Origin of the sequence: Scytonema hofmannii PCC 7110 (assembly GCF_000346485.2) — a bacterium.
GTDB lineage: Bacteria > Cyanobacteriota > Cyanobacteriia > Cyanobacteriales > Nostocaceae > Scytonema > Scytonema hofmannii.
In genome coordinates, this window is the sequence record NZ_KQ976354.1 from 3,329,004 (window position 1) to 3,345,340 (window position 16,337).

13 protein-coding genes and 1 CRISPR repeat array are annotated in these 16,337 nt (G+C 41.9%); of the genes, 6 read left to right on the forward strand and 7 right to left on the reverse strand.

The window, feature by feature from the left end; genetic code table 11:
- Window positions 1-114: 114 nt before the first annotated feature.
- From WA1_RS14170 to WA1_RS14180, 3 genes are all read right to left on the reverse strand, one after another.
- Entirely contained in the window at window positions 115-1,821 is a 1,707-nt protein-coding gene (locus WA1_RS14170) for a pseudouridine synthase (protein ID WP_017747695.1), read from the reverse strand.
- 198 nt (window positions 1,822-2,019) lie between these two features.
- A complete protein-coding gene (locus WA1_RS14175) occupies window positions 2,020-3,603 on the reverse strand; it encodes an FAD-dependent oxidoreductase (RefSeq protein WP_017747694.1) in 1,584 nt (527 codons plus the stop codon).
- A gap of 178 nt (window positions 3,604-3,781) precedes the next feature.
- Window positions 3,782-4,288 carry a DUF1993 domain-containing protein gene (locus WA1_RS14180; protein ID WP_026135135.1) on the reverse strand — a complete coding sequence of 169 codons (507 nt, stop codon included), beginning with the start codon at window positions 4,286-4,288 and terminating at the stop codon, window positions 3,782-3,784.
- Between the two features lie 320 nt (window positions 4,289-4,608).
- Between WA1_RS14180 and WA1_RS14185 the strand changes: the two genes are divergently transcribed.
- Entirely contained in the window at window positions 4,609-5,655 is a 1,047-nt protein-coding gene (locus WA1_RS14185) for a CobW family GTP-binding protein (RefSeq protein ID WP_017747692.1), read from the forward strand.
- Window positions 5,656-5,733: 78 nt separating this feature from the next.
- Here the strand turns inward: WA1_RS14185 and WA1_RS14190 are convergent, their stop codons facing one another.
- Entirely contained in the window at window positions 5,734-6,282 is a 549-nt protein-coding gene (locus WA1_RS14190; RefSeq protein ID WP_017747691.1) for a pentapeptide repeat-containing protein, read from the reverse strand.
- Between the two features lie 313 nt (window positions 6,283-6,595).
- On the opposite strand from WA1_RS14190, the gene cas2 reads away from it, so the two are divergent.
- Window positions 6,596-6,871: a CRISPR-associated endonuclease Cas2 gene (cas2, locus tag WA1_RS14195; RefSeq protein ID WP_017747690.1), complete on the forward strand. Its 276-nt coding sequence runs from the start codon at window positions 6,596-6,598 to the stop codon at window positions 6,869-6,871.
- Between the two features lie 344 nt (window positions 6,872-7,215).
- Window positions 7,216-8,132: a CRISPR direct-repeat array (repeat unit 36 nt; unit sequence CCCCACCGATTGGGTCAATTCGGATTAGTTGGAAAC).
- A gap of 602 nt (window positions 8,133-8,734) precedes the next feature.
- Here cas2 and WA1_RS14200 read toward each other — a convergent pair.
- The gene (locus WA1_RS14200; protein ID WP_026135134.1) at window positions 8,735-9,697 is read right to left on the reverse strand and encodes an SGNH/GDSL hydrolase family protein; all 963 of its coding nucleotides are present in this window, start codon (window positions 9,695-9,697) and stop codon (window positions 8,735-8,737) included.
- Window positions 9,698-9,950: 253 nt separating this feature from the next.
- On the opposite strand from WA1_RS14200, the gene WA1_RS58090 reads away from it, so the two are divergent.
- The 4 genes from WA1_RS58090 to WA1_RS14215 all read left to right on the forward strand — a co-directional run bounded on the left by WA1_RS58090 (window position 9,951) and on the right by WA1_RS14215 (window position 14,890).
- Entirely contained in the window at window positions 9,951-10,091 is a 141-nt protein-coding gene (locus tag WA1_RS58090; protein ID WP_169886888.1) for a hypothetical protein, read from the forward strand.
- Window positions 10,092-10,352: 261 nt separating this feature from the next.
- Window positions 10,353-13,235, forward strand: a complete 2,883-nt coding sequence (locus tag WA1_RS14205) for a glycerol-3-phosphate acyltransferase (protein ID WP_017747688.1) — start codon at window positions 10,353-10,355, stop codon at window positions 13,233-13,235.
- A 93-nt stretch (window positions 13,236-13,328) separates the two neighbouring features.
- On the forward strand, window positions 13,329-14,252 hold the full coding sequence (locus tag WA1_RS14210) for a lipid kinase (RefSeq protein ID WP_017747687.1): 924 nt from the start codon (window positions 13,329-13,331) through the stop codon (window positions 14,250-14,252).
- Window positions 14,253-14,284: 32 nt separating this feature from the next.
- The gene (locus WA1_RS14215) at window positions 14,285-14,890 is read left to right on the forward strand and encodes an exopolysaccharide biosynthesis protein (RefSeq protein ID WP_017747686.1); all 606 of its coding nucleotides are present in this window, start codon (window positions 14,285-14,287) and stop codon (window positions 14,888-14,890) included.
- 187 nt (window positions 14,891-15,077) lie between these two features.
- Here the strand turns inward: WA1_RS14215 and WA1_RS14220 are convergent, their stop codons facing one another.
- Both WA1_RS14220 and WA1_RS14225 read right to left on the reverse strand, forming a co-directional pair.
- Window positions 15,078-15,527, reverse strand: a complete 450-nt coding sequence (locus tag WA1_RS14220) for a hypothetical protein (protein ID WP_017747685.1) — start codon at window positions 15,525-15,527, stop codon at window positions 15,078-15,080.
- Between the two features lie 292 nt (window positions 15,528-15,819).
- Entirely contained in the window at window positions 15,820-16,305 is a 486-nt protein-coding gene (locus tag WA1_RS14225; protein WP_017747684.1) for a DUF4760 domain-containing protein, read from the reverse strand.
- Window positions 16,306-16,337: the final 32 nt, after the last annotated feature.

The following is a 16,337-nucleotide window of genomic DNA, read 5'->3' on the forward strand; positions in this document are numbered from 1 at the left end:
TTTGTATAGCAAGAGAATTCCATTCTGAGGGCAAATTGCCAAAACGGGATACTCCCACCTAAACAAAACGCTACGTCGGAGCCACAAATTCCTAGCCACCGCAATAGTTAAACGTCAAAATGGTGTCTTTGCCTCCAAGTACAAAGCTTTTCCTTGCTGCGGATGCTGGAAGCGAAGTTCTCTAGCATGCAAATGTAACCGATTTGCCTCAACATGACATCCATAAAGACGATCGCCCAATATAGGTATCCCAAGTCCTCTTATATCAGCAGCATGAACTCTCAATTGATGAGTTCGCCCTGTTAGGGGTATAAATTCTACGCGAGTGTAGTTTCTCTCTTGTGCCACTACCTGAAAGTGAGTCACGCTGGGTTTTCCATTCTGCCAATCAACTTGCTGATACGGGCGATTTTCAGGATTTCCCCATAAAGGCAGTTCTATGATCCCCCTATCAGTGGTAGAGGAACCAGCAAGCAAGGCTTCATAAACTTTGTGAACTTGTCGTTGCTGAAATTGCTGACTGAGTTGCCAATAAGTTTGCCGATCGCGAGCTAACAAAAGAATACCAGAAGTGTCTTGGTCTAAGCGATGTACAGTCATAAGTTCTTCACCATCTGGTAACAAATGACGCAAACGACTGAGAACACTGTCCTGGCGATCGCGATAACGTCCTGGAACTGATAATAAACCCGCAGGTTTGTTCACAGCAATCAACCATTTGTCTTCATAAAGAATGGGTAGTCTTTCCTCTTGTTGATAATGTAAAGATGCGCCTCTTGTCTCTACATTTCCCTGCGGTAATCCTGAAAGCAAAAACCCCATCAATGGCTGACACCGTTCCGCACAAGCCCCGTAAAATTCTCCTTGGACTTTATCTCCATCGTTAGAAGATATTCCCCACCAAAACTCTGCCATTGCCAACGGTTTTAAACCATGTGTTGCTGCATAGTGAAGCAGTTTTGGAGCACAACAATCTCCTGTTCCAGTTGGCATAGAACTTCCTGGAATCAACTGTTGCAATGATGAAGATTGCCCTAAAAAATTCATGACAGAGTAAGCAGCATGCATCTGAGCTTGAAGTTGACGAGATAATTCTTTCCGCAACTGTTTTAATTTGCGAATTTGCCCATCTGCAGTTTCAATCGATTGCTTGAGCGATCGCAATGCTTCATCCCGTTGACGTTTGAATCTACGTTTCTCGATTCCATCCTGACGGCTTTCTTCATCAAGTTGTTCAAGGGTTACAGTCAGTGATTCTCCTGTTAGCGTTTCACAAAAGATCTGGCGTTTTTCGTGTCGTTGCGCCTTCCTATTTTGGTGGCGATCGCTCATTTCTTGCAGGTGTAACTCAAACTCACGCGACAAATTTTCATATTGCTGTCGTTCTGGAAGTTGCTTGAGGGAAATAAGTTTTTGCTTAATATTTTCTAATTCAGCGAGTGTAAGGGCTTCGTCTAAAGCAACTTGTTCGCGCCCAGGAATGGATGGAACCCACCCCTCCACTATATTGCTACCATTCAGCAGCCCGGAGAAAGCTTTGAGTATTCGTTGTTCGCCCGAAGGTAGTTCTACTAGCAAGACTCCATACATCTTACCCTCACGGGAATAACCCTCTTCAGTAGCAAGATATCTCATTAAACCATGTGCGATCGCTTCTACTAGAGGAGTGCGCGGAAGTCTCAGTATTTCGCCACTTTGAGGACAACGCCCTTCATAGTAATAGGTAGGAATGGAGTTTGCTGTCGTGCGATAAGCTGAAGGCTTAACGGCTGAAGCCGTATCGCTTTCCAGAAAATCTGAAAGTGGGTGAAGAACTACCATAAATTAGAATAATAATACCACGCATACAGTAAATGATAAATCCAGAAAAACTTGCGTAACGTAATTATGTGGCAATAGCAGCTGCTTTTCGGAGAGCAGAGCCAAATTCCTCTGGTGAAGAATAACGAGCCTTAAAGGCGTCTTCTGGGATGTATAAAGTAATTTTGGCGATTTTGACGAGTATAGCAAAGCAAGCTTTTATACAGCCATTTCAAGCTCAAAGTCTTCGAGTTCTTCTACTTTCTCAGTGTTGCTTATACCGTAAATCTGAGATAATCGCCCTGTTTGTGCTAACAAATTTCGCACTTCTAAGTTAGAAATTTCTGCAAGGTTTCGCTGTTGCGCGATCGCAATTCCTGCAGCAATTCCCACTCCCTGAGCGACACCACAGTTGAATTCTACAATTCTCCCAGGAAGACAAGCATAACCAATAAATCCGGATGCTGGACTGACAACTGCCAAGTTGGGTACATCTTTAATGAAAGCGTGCTGAATGCCAATATTAAATAATGGCGGGTTCTCTAACACACTGCGGTCAAAACCTTTTTCAGTTGCTTTGAGATCTAAACCTTCAATTCCACTGCGAGTGTTGAAATGGTAGCCAAAGGTTCCTAAAGCTTCTCTTTCTGGTACTCCACCTGCTAGCATTTCATATCCACACAGAGGCTTAACTGCTCCTAAAATATTACCTGCATGGCGAATATACAGTTCGGGTGCGTGCTTGACTTCAGAAGCACCAATGCTTTCAAACCACTTCCTCACAAACAGCATCTCATTGAGCATTTCTAGCGTTGGTTTGGCTTTAGCCCGTGCGAGTCCTTCTGCTTGGTCAGCATTGACTTTATATAACAGCGCATTCCAAGACAATCGACCTTTAGACAAAATTGTTATCTTGCCTTTGTCAAAAACAGCACCGCCAGATTCTAAGTCGATAGGTGTGCCTCTAACAGCATGATAGGCAATAGATATCGCCCTACTGCGTATATCTATATAATCTTTGCCAACTATCATTGTTTTGAGATTGCCATCTTCATCTAGCAAGTCTTCTCTTAACTGTTTTGCGATCGCAGCACTCCCACCTGCTGCAATATCTATCCACTTTCTGGCTTCTGGATCGACTGGATTTGTTAACAATTGCAGATAATCTAACTCTAAGTTCTGGAGTTTTTCAAGACTCAACCCGTAAGTTTCAAACACTAAGGTCACGGCTAATTCCGAATCTGGTAAACCAAAAGTTTGAAATCCCTTCAGTTTTTTTACACCAAATGAGAGCGCTAATTCCGCATTCACAGTGCAATCAATAAACTGTTTCCCCAAACAAGTCTCGTCTTTAGTCAGTTTGATTCCCTGGATTTTTTTTCCGGACGCGATCGCAGACTCAATCTCTATATTGCTCTCTATATCCACACGCGCTTCATACAACATCTCTCGCAAAACAGCACCCGCTTTATCTGGATCGAGAGCTATATGTTCCACACCCGCCCGTTGCAAAAACTCCTGATAAATTGCAGGCGGATCGCCAAACATTTCTAAATCTAGCGATTGGCGAATCGCTGGAGGTACTATACAACGATTGAGGTAAGACAATCGACCCCGGACTAAATGACCTCCGATCCCAACCTTGGAATTTCCTTTAGACAGGAGTAGAGTTCGGGGGTACTGGTTTTTTTGACGGTAATATTCCCTTACCGCACAAACTAAGGCAAGAATGCCAGGAACTTCGTCTCCGAAGCAGATAATGTCATAAGTGCGGACTGTGGAAGGAATACTGACCTGAGACATAGTGTTTTCAAGGCATAACTCTTGTCTTTTGGATAATAACTCACTAGTATAGAACGGGCGGGGACGCCCGTCCCACAAGTAGTGGTAATTTATTTCTTGGAAATCCCTTTGTAGAGACTAAGCATGGCTAGTCTCTACTTAGAAACCGGGTTTTTGTGATTTCTAAGGCCTTATGTGGTTAAGGGTTGCCGAGGAAATCTTTTTTGCCAAGTTCTACACCGCAGTGCCTAAGAATGTCATATGCTGTTGTGACATGAAAATAAACGTTTGGTAAAACAAAATAGAGGAGAAATGGCATTCCCTGAAAAGATAGAGTGTTGTCACGCATCTGTAAAGTAATTGTTTTTTCCTCCGTACCATCAATTTGCTCGGGTTTAAATGTATTTAAGTAAGTGATAGTTTTCTGAACGCGTTCAATAAGTTCGCTTAATGTCGTTTCATTGTCCTCAAACTTGGGTGCTTCTATGCCTGCTAATTGTGCAGCACCTCTACGTGCTATGTCAGAAGCAATTTGCACTTGTCTTGACAGTGGAAACATATCCGGGAAGAGGCGACTATTGGCCAACACATGCCGATCTATTTTTTTTGTTTCTTCATAAATAGCACCTTTTTCCAGAATCCCCACAAGGTTATTCAGCGTGCGAATACATACTGGTATTGAGGCTTGATACATTGAGATAGTCATTGTTCTCTTACATAAAGGGTTCAAACCTTGTATATTTTATAACAGAATTGGCAGGATAAAGAACGATTTTTAAGTAAATAGGTCACAGCGATTAAACATTGTACCGACGCTCTAGCTATTTTCTACAATGAAAGTATTTTTTATTACATTATTTTCATGAATTTTTAACGAAAAAGATTATCGTTACTTGACTAGAAAGTAAAAACAAGCTAAAAATCATACATAGGATTAGCTGAGTGAACAAAGAACTATCTTTTTCCCTCTGCCTTTTTTTGTAACTCCAAGAATCCCTTTTCTATCTCTACGCAGATAAATTTTCTATGACTCAACTAACCGTGCAATCAAAGAACACTGTTTCCGATATTCCCAAAAGAGGAATGCCTGTGACCATCATTACAGGATTTTTAGGGAGTGGCAAAACCACACTCTTGAATCAAATCCTGAAAAATAAACAAAACTTAAAAGTCGCCGTACTTGTGAATGAGTTTGGCGATATCAATATTGACAGTCAGTTGCTAGTTTCTGTAGACCAAGACATGGTAGAGCTAAGCAATGGCTGTATTTGTTGTACCATTAATGATGGATTGGTAGATGCAGTTTACCGAATTTTAGAAAGAGAAGAATCCATAGATTATTTAGTGATAGAGACGACAGGGATAGCAGATCCCCTGCCGATCGTACTCACATTTCTAGGAACAGAACTCAGGGATTTAACAAACCTTGATTCTATCTTGACCGTTGTCGATTCTGAAACTTTCAACTCCGAACACTTCCAAAGTGAAGCAGCGTTAAAACAGGTAACTTATGGAGATATCGTTCTTCTAAATAAGACTGACCTTGTCACACCAGAAAAGCTGCAAGAACTAGAAACCTACATCCATAATGTCAAAGCGAGTGCGAAAATTCTGCACTCTACATATGGTCAAGTACCTTTACCATTAATTTTAGGTGTAGGCTTAAATTCAAAAGATGTTTGTGGTTTTGATGACGACACTCACGAACATCACCATCATAACCATACCCACGAGAATCATCATCATGACCATCATGACCATCACTCACATCATTTAGAAAACGATGGATTTATGTCAATTTCCTTTCAAAGCGATCGCCCTTTTGATGTTCACAAGTTTGAGGAATTTCTTACAGAAGAGATGCCAGAAGGCGTCTTTCGAGCAAAAGGCTTTCTTTGGTTCGATGATAGTGAATTACGCCATATCTTTCAACTAAGCGGTCCGCGTTACCATTTATATGCTGATGAATGGACAACCGCACCTAAAAATCAGTTAGTTGTGATTGGCAGAAATTTAAACAAACAAGAAATGACTTCACTGCTGAATAAATGTTTGGTAACTGTTAGTGGTTAGTGCTTAGTGGTAGGGGCGCAAGGCTTTGCGCCCGTACATAATTAGTTGTTAAATTCACTACTAACGACTAACCCTGATTTAACATCCTCCAGCCCAAGTGATCCATTTGTGAGATAAGCCAGTGTATGTCTTACTTCCGCTCACTTCATGCTCGTTCATGGTGACTCCACTTAAGTCCGCGCCACTCAATTCAGCTTCATTTAAGTTGCTACCAATTAAATTTGCCTGACTCAGGTTAGCCCCACTTAAATCTGCACCACTCAATTCAGCTTCGCTAAGATTAGAGCCACACAAATTTGCTCTGACTAAATTGGCACTTCGTAAATCGCCTCGACAGAGATTGGCTTTTTCCAAGTTAACATTAATTAAGTCGGCCCCAATTAAGTTTACTTCACTCAAGTTAGCACCCATAAGGTTTGCGCCGCTTAGATCGGCATCTGTTAAATTTGCACGGCTTAAATCGCATCCCCTGAGATCTGCACCCGTGAGATTTGCGCCACTCAAATCTGCTCCACCAAAGTTTGCACCATGTAAATCAATATCGTTGAGATTTTCTTGATGCAAATTCGTACCATTAAAATCCCGCTCTCCTGCTGCATATCGACTCAGGAGCTGATTAACGTCCATATTGTCTGCCTCGCAATTGTGAATGAAGGAATCCTCTCTTAAACCACACAATCAAGATAATTTGCTCAGTTGCCAGCAACTTGAATTCTAAGAAAGTACTTGTAGTATTATCTATTTTGCTATATTTTTTTGCTTTCGGAGTATCTACTTAACGGAAATATACTTAATTTATTGAACCTAATTTACATACAGTCGTTTATCGAAATTTACAATCTTAAGTCACGTATCGTCATGCAATTCAATTACAAGTCAGACAATATAAACGGATTTTATTCTCTGGTTTTTCTATGAACATTTTTTAAGAGAAATGTAAATGTTATTGCTTGTATTGTACGATATTACTAATGATAAAAAATGCACAAAGTTGTTCACTTTCCTAGAAGTATATGGGCGAAGAGTGCAACTTTCCATGTTTAAATGTTTTTTAAGTTTAGAGGAGATGCGGCAACTTTATGAAAAGGTGAAAAAATTAGTTAAACCTGTGGAGGATAATGTGCGGTTTTATTGGATACCCCAAGAAGCTGTTGAGAGGGTGTTAACTATTGGAGGTGAATCACCTCAACCACCGCCAAAGTATTATGTTATCTAGGTTTGAGGGTTCTTTGAGGGTTACTTTCAGATGTTCATCGACACCACTCGCTGAATCGCTGAAACCCTATATTTTTCGTTGAGTGGTGTCGATAGCTTACTGGGCAAGGGTTTGAGGTACGTGTTTTGCTAAATTTTTGGGAGGATATACTTTTAAATGTCTATCGACGCATCTCCCCAAATCGCCGAAACCCTATATTTTCCGTTGAGATGCGTCGATGCCTTACAGGGAAAGGGTTTGAGGTATGTGTTGCGAGCAATTTTTGGGAGAATGTACTATACTTTTTCTAGATGCGTCGATTTGGCTTCTGAAACCCTTACTGGGTAAGGTCTCCTAGACGAACTCCCCACCGATTGGGTCAATTCGGATTAGTTGGAAACTGAGTGTTGGTGGCGCATCCGTGCAGGAAGCACCCCCCACCGATTGGGTCAATTCGGATTAGTTGGAAACGTTTCTTGGCCGTTGGCGAAGAAGCGGAGATCCCCCACCGATTGGGTCAATTCGGATTAGTTGGAAACTTGAAGACATCTTAAAAGATTTAACAAAATAATTTTTCCCCACCGATTGGGTCAATTCGGATTAGTTGGAAACTAAATGCACTTCTCGCAATATCTATACAAAGAATCAATCCCCACCGATTGGGTCAATTCGGATTAGTTGGAAACCACTTTGGGTTAATAAAATTGTCGAAGGGAATAAGGTGACCCCACCGATTGGGTCAATTCGGATTAGTTGGAAACTACTTTGTTCCAGTAGCTGGAAAAGAAGGGGAGTATGCCCCACCGATTGGGTCAATTCGGATTAGTTGGAAACCACTGATTCTTCTCTTGTTGATAAGCATGCTTAATCTCCCCCACCGATTGGGTCAATTCGGATTAGTTGGAAACGGTATCCCATGTGTGCTTGCTGATTCGATAAAAAGTAAAGCCCCACCGATTGGGTCAATTCGGATTAGTTGGAAACACGTTCTTGTTGATGAGCGCGATACCAATCTAGAACCCCACCGATTGGGTCAATTCGGATTAGTTGGAAACTTCACTGCAGTTTCCTGCGTTGATCGAGTCTGTATAAGAAACCCCCACCGATTGGGTCAATTCGGATTAGTTGGAAACCTTTCCTTCCCTTGTTAACAGCCAGCATAATCCCTGATCCCCACCGATTGGGTCAATTCGGATTAGTTGGAAACTTTAAATAGTGAAATAGTAGCCATGGAAAATTCCTCATTCCCCACCGATTGGGTCAATTCGGATTAGTTGGAAACAAGGCAATCTTAGCTCGATCGCCTGCTTTTACCTTCGTTCTCGTCATTTGTTACTTGCCTAATTTCTTCGGCTACTTTTAAAGAATTAGAAATTGATTGATCGAGATTTTTGAATGGTAATAATCACTGATAAATATCCAAATATCTCCTACTAATAAAAGTGGTTTTTGATACCAGCAAATTTTGAGTCGATCAACAATTTGATATAAAAGCCACCTTTGCACTTGGATATCAGGGGAGTATCCACTTTCGGAAGAAACATAATTCTTTGATACCAGAACCCGGACTATATGGTTTGTCTAAAAAAGTCCATCTGCCAAAAGTGGATGCTCCCGATATCAGAAACTCGATAAAGCTCAAAACAGGTATTTGCTTCCAGAATTGAGAACTCGGCGATTAGTTGTTGATTTTCCTGTAGGAGTTTTAACTTTGGGTTAGGGTTCAGCAAAATCTCCTATTTTGGTAAAAATTCTAATTTAGAAATTCTGAATTATTCATGAAAATTGCTGTATATTAAAAATTATCTCCTTTTTTCTTCCCTCTGCGTTCATCTGCGTTCATCTGCGGTTCATTAAAATAAATTCCGAATTCTGATACAATTATTATATTAAATCTTCATAATTCAACATCTCAACAAGTGTTGTTTCAATCGCTTGACTCACGAGCTGATTTCCCTGTAAATTTAGGTGAATGTGGTCGTGATATAAAGATTCAGGAGATTGAGTTGAATTAAACACAGGCAAAAAATCTATGTAAGTGATTTTCTGTTCTCGACAAAACTCATTAAGACGATCGCGAGACTTAATTTCGTAATCCCTCGGTCCCGGTTCGCCAATTTCGCGAAGCAAAGGAGTCATCACGAGTAGAAATCCACTGTTCGCTTGACGTGCAAATTCACGAATTTTCCCAATAGCCTCCAAGTTAATACCCACGCGATCGCCGTCTTCTTTCTGCACAACCTCCAACTCCGGAATTGGCTGTGGTTTTAAGACATAACGGTTAAAGACTTCCACCAAAGCAAAAGGTGGTTTTCGATCTGGATAGTTGCGATCGCGTCCTACTGGTAAAGAAGTAGGAGCCGTTGCAAACAAGTCATCGGTATTAATTACCAATACCACAAATCGAGCATTAAAATTCCCAAACCTTTGCAGGTAAGCCAATTCATTTCGTGGACCCCAAGAATTAGCAGAAGCATTAAGGACTTCCACTTGTGAGAAAGGACTGGCAATAGCTGATGATAGAGAATAACTCATTAAGCTAGAAATCGTCTTATTTTGGTCAGTCCACCACCCTCCGTTAATAATAGAATCACCCAATAACAGTATTCGTAAGGTAGAAGATGAAAGAGTCTTTTCTACGGATGCGCCTCGCATTGAGTACTCATTAATTTCTATACGATTGCCAAAGCGCTTGGTGTGCTGATTGGGGGCTAATAAATAGCCAATTTTCTCATCTGTAATGTAGGTGAGGGGATTACCAAAACCAAACAACCAGCGCAATCCCACCTCCAGAACAACAAATAATCCGACAACAACTACCAAACTGACAACTAGAACAGCTTTCACCACCACAGACCCCCAGTAAATTTTTGTAAACAAAAATCTGATATCAAGAGTTCCAACCTACTCTATTTTTTCTAAACAATCCCAAGTATCATCCTGTATAAAAAGAAAGACTATGCCATTTGATATAAGTAATTATGTCGATGTCAACACTACCAAAGTTGAATCATAATGATTAGGGGAAAGTTTGCAGAGAATGCGAACCAAACGATTAAAATCGACTTGATAGAGTTCTATGGAGTAGGCCAATCGAGCTATGTCCGACTTAAATCGAGGAATTATGAAATTTGATGGCGCTGACTCCCCAAAAGTAGTTACCACCTTCTCCGTGGTACTTCTGGGAGCGATTGCAGCACTCATCATTTGGGCGCTACAATCTGCCTACGCAGTCCACTAATTTTTTATTAGCGGACTCTCACCAATCGAGAAGCTAAGTTATCCTAAGAGGTCATCTCGAATCAACTTCCTGGCTGTATTCAATTGCAGGTGAGTTTGTTCGGGATGACTGGTGGCTTAAGTCTTATTGCTTACCCAACAACTAACAGAGCAAGTGGGTTGGGTCTTGATGGGTATCGTTGTAATTTTATAATGTAAGAAAAATTTTAGATCTCAGATTTTAGATTTTGGATTGAAAATAAATCTAAAATCAAAATCAAAAATGCTAGAACTTTGGGGTATTGTCATTATCTTTATCATCTGTCCCCTCCTGGGTGCGCTACCGCTTATTGCCTGGATTACCCAAGCCTTAGCTAAGCGGAAGATAGCACAATTGGGGACAGGAAACATTGGTGTGTCATCTGCCTTCTACCACGGTGGTACGCTAGTGGGAGTGCTGGCAGTCTTATCAGAAGCGCTTAAGGGTATTGCAGCAGTCTTACTTGCCCGTGTTATTTTCAAAGATGGCTCGGCGTGGGAGTTAGTTGCTTTAATTGCCCTGGTATTAGGTCGGTATATAGCAGGTCGAGGCGCAGGTACGACAAATGTGGTTTGGGGATTTGCCGTACACGACCCCTTAGCAGCAACATTTGTATTGTTGCTAGCTAGCGTTAGTTTTACGATTGTGCGCTCCAGACAAGTGGCAAAATTTGGGATTTTAATTTTGTTTCCACTGATTGTGGGGATTTTGCACAGCGAAGACCCACCTCATATTATAGCTGCAGTTGCTTTAGCGGCTTTACTGGGTTGGATTTACAAACAAATGCCTGATGATTTGGACTTACCCGTTGAACAGGCGCAACCCGATACGCAAGCAGCATTTAAATTTTTTCGGGGCGAACAAGATATTCTGACCCTGGATGACGATTTAGATGCTCGTTTTTTCGGACAAAAGGCAGCTAGACTTGCAGAAGTCAAGCGATGGGGTTATCAAGTTCCCAAGGGATGGGTACTAGCTCCTTATGACGATCCCGCACCGTTGATAGAATTGCTTCAGCCATCGCGTCTATTTCCCCTTGTAGTTCGTTCCTCAGCCATAGGAGAAGACACGGAACTGGCTTCGGCTGCGGGTCAGTATGTTACAGTATTAAATGTGACGACAAAAAAGGAATTGCGCGATGCGATCGCACGCTGTCAGGCTTCCTATAATAGTTCATCAGCAGTACAATACCGCAGCGATCGCGGAGTGTATGATGGAGCAATGGCAGTCCTGGTTCAGCAGCAAGTCCAAGGAGTCTATTCGGGAGTTGCTTTTACCCGCGATCCCATTACCAAACAAGGTGAAGCTGTCGTCATAGAAGCATTGCCAGGAAATGCAACTCAAGTGGTTTCCGGACGAACTACCCCAGAACAATATCGTGCTTACATTGGCGATACAGACAACCTCGCTTCCATAGAACTAGAAGGTAAAGGGAGCATTCCAGCCGCTTTAATCAAGCAAGTTGCATATCTATGTCGGCGGATTGAACAGCGCTACCACGGAATTCCTCAAGATATAGAGTGGACTTTTGACGGTCAAACTCTTTGGGTGTTACAAGCACGCCCCATAACAACACTGCTACCAATTTGGACTCGGAAAATTGCAGCAGAAGTTATTCCCGGACTGATTCGTCCCCTAACTTGGTCGATCAATCGCCCGTTAACTTGTGGTGTTTGGGGAGGAATTTTTGCTTTGGTTTTGGGTGAACGTTCTATGGGGTTAGATTTCAACAAAACAGCAACTTTATACTACTCTAGAGCTTTCTTTAACGCCTCGTTGTTGGGAGAAATTTTCCAGCGTATGGGTTTACCTCCCGAAAGTCTGGAGTTCTTAACACGGGGCGCAAAAATGAGTAAACCTCCCGTGGATACGACTTTACGCAACTTACCTGGATTGATACGGCTGGTTTGGCGGGAAATCTGTCTAAAAATGGATTTTCAGTGGGACAACAGCAAGCGTTTTGCTCCTGCTTTGTCTCAGTTAAGTCAGGAGTCAGTAGAAGACCTCGATCCGGTGAAGTTAGTCGCTAGAATAGAAGATATTTTGGAGTGGCTTCGCCGCGCGACTTACTATAGTATTATGGCTCCCCTGAGTGTGGCATTGCGGCAAGCAATATTTCGGGTAAAAGACGGGGAACTTGATAATAGCAAGACTCCAGAAATAGCGGCGCTGCGATCGCTTCAACAACTGGCTGCACAAGCCCGACAAGTTATGCCCGATCTCGATCCAGAAATGGCATTTGAGCAGTTAGAACAAACACCCGAAGGGCAAGAAATTCTCACACAATTTGAGAATCTGCTGAATAAGTACGGTTACTTAAGCGAAGTAGGAACCGATATTGCTGTTCCCACTTGGAAGGAAGCACCATCAGCAGTCAGACATTTGTTTGTGCAGTTCATGCAGCTACCTGAACCAGCAAAACCCAAGCAAAAAGGAAAGAAAAAAAGAGGTTTTGTACAAAGCCGTGTCGATTTAAAGGGGCGAGTGACTGAGGTATACTCCCGACTTTTAGCCGAATTGCGTTGGTGTTTTGTGACCTTAGAACAGGTGTGGTTAAAATCAGGCTTGCTCGAAGAACCAGGAGATATATTTTTCTTGGATTTTGATGAAGTGCGGCGTCTTGTTGAAGGTTTTGAGCCAGACTTTGTGGATCGGTTACACGATTTAGTGAAATTGAGACGAACCGAACTTGACAATGACAGTCAGTTAGAGCCAGTACCTTTGTTAGTTTACGGTAACGACCCCCCAAAATTTCCGTTCCGAAGTGCGATCGCCTTACCCGATCAAGTTCTGCAAGGTATTCCTGCTAGTCCCGGACAAGTGGAAGGAAGGGTGAAGGTGTTGCGAAACTTACAAGCTGTCGTTGATGTTGATAAGGATACAATTCTAGTAGTGCCTTATACTGATTCTGGATGGGCTCCTTTGCTAGTGAGAGCGGGAGGATTGATTGCTGAAGCAGGTGGAAGACTTTCTCACGGAGCAATCATTGCTCGCGAATATGGGATTCCTGCAATCATGGATGTCAAAAGTGCTACATGGATACTACAGGATGGTCAGAGGGTAAGGATGGATGGATATAGGGGTATTGTAGAAATATCTAACGATTTAAGACCCGAACACGAATAGGGGTCAGGGATTAGGGGTTAGGGGTTAGGGAAAAACCCAATAGCCCCACCAAAAGCAATATAGTTTAGTTATGAACCCAGTTACAACAGCCCAATGAGAAACCGCGCACTGCTGTTAGTCAATCGCCAAGCCCGTCAGGGAGAAAAAAGCTTACCAGAAGCGATCCGTTGTCTTGAAGAATCGGGTTTTGTTTTGATCCAAGAAACCACCCAAAAACCACAAGATCTCGGTGAAATCATTCTCCGCTACCAGCAAGAAGTTGATTTAGTCATTATTGGTGGTGGTGATGGAACCCTCAATGCTGCGGTAGATGCTTTGGTTGAGACTCGTTTACCTCTGGGAATTTTACCTTTAGGAACTGCCAATGATTTAGCTCGAACTTTGAGAATTCCTAACTCCATACCTGAGGCGTGCAAAGTCATTGCCAAAGGAGAGATCGCACGCATTGATTTAGGCGTAGTCAATGGCAAGCACTTTTTTAATGTTGCTAGCTTGGGATTGAGTGTACAAATTACCCAGAAACTGACTAAAAAAACTAAGCAACGTTGGGGAATATTTGCCTATGCTGTGACTGCTTTACAAGTCATTTGGGAATCGCGACCTTTTCACGCAGAAATTCAGATCAACGGTCAATCAATTCGAGTGAAAACAGTGCAAATTGCCGTAGGTAATGGTCGCTATTACGGTGGCGGTATGGCAGTGGTTCATAATGCCATGATTGACGACCAAAGATTAGACTTGTACAGTTTGGAGATTCGACACTGGTGGCAAATCATTCCTATTCTACCTACAATGCGACAAGGGCGGCACATTAATTGGTCTGGTGTTCGTTCTCTTTCAGGTGAAGAAATTGAAGTGTATACTCGGAAACCTCGCCCTATCAATACTGATGGTGAAATTACAACATATACTCCCGCTCACTTCCGTGTTCTTCCTAAATCTTTAGCTGTATTAGTTCCAGTGGAAGACTCTAATGGTGCGGGTTGGAGCAGTAACCACCTGACCAGTGACCAGTGACCAGTGACCAGAGATCGGCTCACTCAAGCTCAATGCACCTCAAATTTTCTCAAGATATTAAGTCTCTGCTGCAACGGTTATCCGAACAGCCACTCAGTCTGGGTGATATTTTGGCTGAAACCTCAGAACGAGGATTTTGCCTGGTGATTATATTATTGGTATTGCCTTTTCTATTTCCTATACCACCCGGTTTAACAGGTCCCTTTGGTGGTGCTTGCTTGATATTATCAGTACAGATGGTTTTGGGAAAGCGATCGCCTTGGCTTCCGCAAAAAATAGCTAAGTATAAATTCCCTCGCGCTTTTGTTGAAACACTTTTACAAAACCTAAGACGCGTTACTAGATTGTTAGAAAAAATCACCCGTCCCAGGATGGCAAAAATCGCAAATCATCCTTTTATTTGGAGATTTAATGGGCTTTGTATTTCTTGGTTAATTCTTCTGCTGATTTCACCAATTCCTCTCACTAATCCCATTCCTACCGTAGGAATCTTGCTTCTTGCAGTTGCTACGATAGAGTCTGATGGTTTGTTAATGTGTGTTGGTTATATTTTTACTGTTTTAACAACTTTATTCTTTGGATTTATTTTTTACGCTTTGTGGATGGCTCCCAGTTTACTACCTCAAATTTTCCGATAAAAAAACCCTCAGCCACAGACTGAGGGCGGTAATTAGGGTGCATCTACCATCTCTATATCCCCCTCGTCTCTCTCTACCTCCGGAAAGAATCAAAAATTTGATGGGTAAGTTTGCTCAGATACCCGACTTCGCATAAGTTATCGGGTATTAAGTTAGTTAAATGGTCTTTGAGAAAATGTCAAATTCGCTATGTCCTTGGGCGTTGAAATTGTGCCAGTAACTCTTCGCGAGACAGTTGTAGCAACAAACGGGTATATTGCTCAGTCGGTAGTTGCAACAATGATGGGATGATACCAGCAAGCCGTTCATCTAGTTCTCCAAAACGGACTTTGAGAAGGTTCTCAACGACAAGGCGTTGCCCTTGCTCTCTTCCTCGAAGCTCAGTCTGTTGCTCCCACTCCAGGTAAGCTTGTGATAATGTCATAAGTAACCTCCGCTCGTCTTCATCAATCTCGCCACTGATTTCTATATTAATCTTCCAAGTTAAGAGCAACTTTAACACTGCAGAACGTTGGGGATTTTCAACGGGTAGAGCAATCACTTCTTCTATTGCTTGCTGTTGGGTGGCATCTCTACCCAAAACCCTCAGCCATAAAGTTTCTGGCGTTCGGGGTAACTTGTTGATAAGCTGTTCCATATCTAATTTGCATATTAAACCCCAGAGGCGCAGAGGGCGCAGAGTAAGAGAGAGAAGAGTTTGGTGCTTTTTATCAAACCTTAAAAATATGCAAGTTAAATGTGTTTTAGCTTAGCAATCATTGCTGTCTTCAGTCCCTCTGCAAAAAAATAGATTCCTTCGAGCCAAGTATCATCAACAAGCGCACGAAATGTGTTTATAAGGTTATTTGATGCACTTGGATCTGGGGTTTCCGTAGTAACGGAACAATTTTAGTCGCTAAACCATAAATGAATGTTGAATAGCGAATTTACTAAATAGGATACTCCAACGGCTTATTTTGCGTTTTGAAATGTTTTTTAACACTCTTAACTAAACTCTCAGTTCTTTGACGGTAATAATTTCCTCTACGCCCTCTTTCATGAATTACAGTTGGGTGTAGGACTCCCCATAACTTCAAAAACATTTCGCCGTAAATATCATAAACGAATTCATTATCTACCTGACCATTTTGAATCAAAATCCAAACACGGTCTAAGCTTGATAAAACTTCATCAATGATAAGAAAGTCTTCTGTTGTCAGTTGGGACGGCTCTCGACCTTTCAGAGAATATATAAAAGTTCTGTTTTTTCTGCTATTCGGTGAGGAAAGCTCATCAAATAATCTAATAGATACATCTAATTTGTGGCTTCGATTTGTTTGCCTAACCTGCAAAACAGCAAATATAACCGTAATGATTATTACAACTGTTTGAATGAGAGATGATATTGCGCTTATTGCCTCCCATCTTGATGACATAACCTCGCTCCTAATCGTTTTTGTAGTAACTC

Excerpts from the sequence above, each read along its gene's own strand:
- WA1_RS14170 (WP_017747695.1), bottom strand. The coding sequence starts at position 1,821 with ATGGTAGTTCTTCACCCACTTTCAGATTTTCTGGAAAGCGATACGGCT.
- WA1_RS14175 (WP_017747694.1), bottom strand. The coding sequence starts at position 3,603 with ATGTCTCAGGTCAGTATTCCTTCCACAGTCCGCACTTATGACATTATC.
- WA1_RS14180 (WP_026135135.1), bottom strand. The coding sequence starts at position 4,288 with ATGACTATCTCAATGTATCAAGCCTCAATACCAGTATGTATTCGCACG.
- WA1_RS14185 (WP_017747692.1), top strand. The coding sequence starts at position 4,609 with ATGACTCAACTAACCGTGCAATCAAAGAACACTGTTTCCGATATTCCC.
- WA1_RS14190 (WP_017747691.1), bottom strand. The coding sequence starts at position 6,282 with ATGGACGTTAATCAGCTCCTGAGTCGATATGCAGCAGGAGAGCGGGAT.
- cas2 (WP_017747690.1), top strand. The coding sequence starts at position 6,596 with ATGTTATTGCTTGTATTGTACGATATTACTAATGATAAAAAATGCACA.
- WA1_RS58090 (WP_169886888.1), top strand. The coding sequence starts at position 9,951 with ATGTCCGACTTAAATCGAGGAATTATGAAATTTGATGGCGCTGACTCC.
- WA1_RS14205 (WP_017747688.1), top strand. The coding sequence starts at position 10,353 with ATGCTAGAACTTTGGGGTATTGTCATTATCTTTATCATCTGTCCCCTC.
- WA1_RS14210 (WP_017747687.1), top strand. The coding sequence starts at position 13,329 with ATGAGAAACCGCGCACTGCTGTTAGTCAATCGCCAAGCCCGTCAGGGA.
- WA1_RS14215 (WP_017747686.1), top strand. The coding sequence starts at position 14,285 with ATGCACCTCAAATTTTCTCAAGATATTAAGTCTCTGCTGCAACGGTTA.
- WA1_RS14220 (WP_017747685.1), bottom strand. The coding sequence starts at position 15,527 with ATGGAACAGCTTATCAACAAGTTACCCCGAACGCCAGAAACTTTATGG.
- WA1_RS14225 (WP_017747684.1), bottom strand. The coding sequence starts at position 16,305 with ATGTCATCAAGATGGGAGGCAATAAGCGCAATATCATCTCTCATTCAA.